The sequence below is a fragment of the Halobacillus sp. genome, from assembly GCF_049282395.1.
GTDB lineage: Bacteria > Bacillota > Bacilli > Bacillales > Halobacillaceae > Halobacillus.
In genome coordinates, this window is record NZ_JBAPTY010000344.1 from 1 (window position 1) to 3,535 (window position 3,535).

Below are 3,535 nucleotides of genomic sequence, written 5' to 3' on the forward strand. Positions count from 1 at the left end.
CGTCTTTCTTAAGCATTTTCTGAAAGCCTTTATGATGTTCGAACAAGAGAGGTCCTCCTCTGTAGTAATCATGATGATTTCTATTATAAAGAGGAAAGAGAAGAAGTGCGAACCACAGACATTGTAGACAAATTGTCAGTATCCACATTAGAGGTATGAAGATTTACAACACCCATCACCAGATTTGTCATTCCAGCCTGGATATTTGGTAGAACATAAATAGAAAATCTGACGGGCATAACTATACCTATGTAAGGGGATTGTCCAGAAAAAAATGGCTGAAATATGGCCGTTGTTTAATAATGTCAACAATGAATCTGACAAACATGCGTTTAGATTATATTGTATATAGCTGTGTAACCGCTTTAAAATGAAGATACAAACAAAGAGAAAAAATAGTGTTAAGAGACGAAGGAGGAAACACAATGAGTGAACAACAGGACAAAGCAGGAGTGAGGGCAAGAGTTCAGAAGTTCGGGAGCTTTCTAAGCAGTATGATTATGCCGAATATTGCCGCCTTTATTGCCTGGGGACTGATTACCGCATTATTTATTCCGGACGGGTGGTTCCCGAACGAAGATCTAGCCGCTATGGTTGGCCCGATGATCACTTATCTATTGCCATTATTAATTGCTTTTACAGGTGGACGGTTGATTCATGGTTTACGAGGAGGAGTTGTCGCCGCGACGGCGGCTATGGGTGTTATTGTCGGTTCACCGGATACCCCAATGTTCCTTGGGGCCATGGTTGCTGGTCCAATTGCTGGTTATTTCATGAAAAAAGTGGATGAATTCCTTGAAGGAAAAATTCGTCAAGGCTTTGAAATGCTGGTTAATAACTTTTCAGCAGGAATTCTGGGTGCCGGACTGGCTATTCTTGCTTACTTTACGCTAAGTCCGCTCTTCTCAGGTATCACAGATCTTCTCGGTGTAGGCGTGGACTTCTTAATTTCAGCTGGTTTATTGCCACTAGCCAACTTATTCATTGAACCTGCCAAAGTGGTATTCCTCAACAACGCCATTAACCATGGGATTTTAACCCCGCTTGGTACGGAACAATCGGTAGAGACAGGGAAATCAATTCTATTCTTACTTGAAGCAAACCCTGGCCCTGGACTTGGCGTTTTACTCGCCTTTATGTTCTTTGGAAAAGGAGTTTCTAAACAAACAGCACCAGGTGCAGCGATTATTCAGTTCATTGGCGGAATTCATGAAATTTACTTCCCGTATATTCTGTCTAAACCACTTGTTATATTAGGCGCGATTGCCGGTGGTGTTTCAGGTACAGCAACCTTTGCTTTCTTCAACGCTGGACTGACCGCCGCAGCTTCACCCGGAAGTATTATAGCTATTATGGGTATGACACCAAGAGGTAATTATCTTGGAGTGGCTGCTGGTGTAGCTGTAGCTGCTATTGTTTCATTTATCGTATCCTCAATTATTTTGAAAGCGAGCAAGGATGAAGATGAGGGAGATATAGAAGAAGCAACAGCTAAGATGGAAGGCATGAAAGGGAAGAAAAGCAGTGTATCTGGCCAACTCTCAGGTAAACAGTCTGCAGACACTTCCGTCGATAACCGTAATACAGTCGAGGTTCCTAAGCTTGATTACTCCAAAGTCGATAAAATCATTTTCGCCTGCGATGCCGGCATGGGATCCAGTGCTATGGGGTCATCCTTATTGAAAAATAAGTTCAAAAAAGCGAACCTTGATATTGAAGTAACGAATATGGCCATTAACGACCTGCCACAGGATGTAGATGTTGTCATTACGCATAAAGACTTAACGGAACGTGCGAAGCAGAAAGTTTCGAATGCTCACCATATTTCCGTAGATAACTTCCTGAATAGTCCGAAATACGACGAGCTCGTGGAAGAACTGCAAAACAAAACGGCTACTGAGGAAGAAAAGACTGGCGGCACAGCAGAAGTACCAGATGTGGATGTTTCTAAAGTTGATAAAATCATCTTTGCCTGCGATGCCGGAATGGGTTCCAGCGCTATGGGCGCATCCCTCTTGAAAAATAAATTCAAGAAAGCAGGGATCGATATTAACGTGACGAACATGGCGATTAATGACCTGCCGCAGGACGTGGATATCGTTATTACTCATAAAGACTTAACAGAGCGAGCGAAGCAAAAAGTTCCAAGTGCTCACCATGTGTCCGTCGATAATTTCTTAAACAGTCCGAAATACGATGAGTTAGTAGAAGAGTTGCAGAAATAATGAAAAGTAGAAAAGAGTCTGTTCGATCAGACTCTTTTCTGTCCGATTATCATTCCCAATGGCTGACGGACAGAGAGGAGTGGAAGGATGTATGTATGTCTCAGCACGAGAACGAAGACTTATTGAAATGCTGCTTGAGACTCCTCAAGATCTAACTATTAAAGACCTGGCGGAATCTTTAGATGTGAGTGCTAGAACGATTCATCGAGATTTAAAAGGCGTAGAAGATGTACTGGAAAGCCACGGGTTATCCTTAGAGAAAAAAACTGGTAAAGGAATAGCCATTCTTGGAGAAGATGTAAGACGCCAGGATTTAAGAATGTCGATTAATGAACAAAACTCTGTAGATTACACACCTGAAGAACGTCATGTGCTTATTCTTTCCTGGCTGCTTGAATCCCAGGATCCGGTTAAACTCATGACTTTATCAAATGAACTTGGTGTCACCGTTGCCACAATCAGTCATGACCTGGATAAGATTGAAGAAATTCTTGTTAAGTTTCAACTCCAGCTAATCCGTAAGCGTGGATACGGAGTTGAAGTTCAGGGGGAAGAAGGCAACATCCGTGAAGCTATCCAATACATCATTATGCAGCATATGAATGAGCATGATTTTCTTAAATTGCTGCGGGAGAACATCCAATCTCCTGCTGCACCTTCGCTGGATGCCGTCTCCGATCATCTGCTTGGACTCGTTGATCGTCAAAACATCAGTACCATTGAACAGACAGTGAATTCTATTCGGGCGGAGCTTCCTTATCATTTAGCTGACAGTGCTTATATTGGATTGGTTATTCATTTGGCCTTAGCGATTGAACGTCTCCAGCAAGGGGAATTTATTCAGATGGAAGACGAGTATTTGGCTCGTCTTCAGTCTACAAAAGAGTTTGATATTGCCGGAAAATTAATAAGCAAGTTAGAAGAAATCTTTGAGTTATCGATACCAAAAGCGGAAACCGGCTATATTACGATGCATCTAATGGGGGCAAAAGTCCGGTACGATCAGGATTATATTCTGGAAGACAGCAGTTTGAGTGTTGCTTTTAAAGCAAAGCAGCTGATTGAGTTTGTTTCAAATACCTTACAGCAGAATCTACACCAATCTGATCAGTTATTGAATGACTTGGTGGTACATTTGAAGCCGAGTTTATACCGGATCCATCAGGGGATGGATATTAAAAATCCACTAAGGGAACAAATTGAACAAGACTATCCGGAATTATTTCTAACGCTTGAACGAGCCACAGAATTTGTTTTTCCAAAAATTATTTTTCCTAAAGAAGAAACGGCCTTTCTTGTAATGCACTTTG

2 protein-coding genes are annotated in these 3,535 nt (G+C 41.9%); both read left to right on the forward strand.

Features of this window, described 5'->3' with window-relative positions:
• Nucleotides 1-425 precede the first annotated feature (425 nt).
• Entirely contained in the window at nucleotides 426-2,225 is a 1,800-nt protein-coding gene (locus WAM07_RS14615; protein WP_422168000.1) for a PTS mannitol-specific transporter subunit IIBC, read from the forward strand.
• Nucleotides 2,226-2,316: 91 nt separating this feature from the next.
• On the forward strand, nucleotides 2,317-3,535 hold a 1,219-nt coding region (locus WAM07_RS14620; RefSeq protein WP_422168002.1), incomplete at its 3' end, for a BglG family transcription antiterminator.

What these genes read in the sequence shown, in the direction of transcription:
- WAM07_RS14615 (WP_422168000.1), top strand. Translation starts at nt 426, where the DNA reads ATGAGTGAACAACAGGACAAAGCAGGAGTGAGGGCAAGAGTTCAGAAG.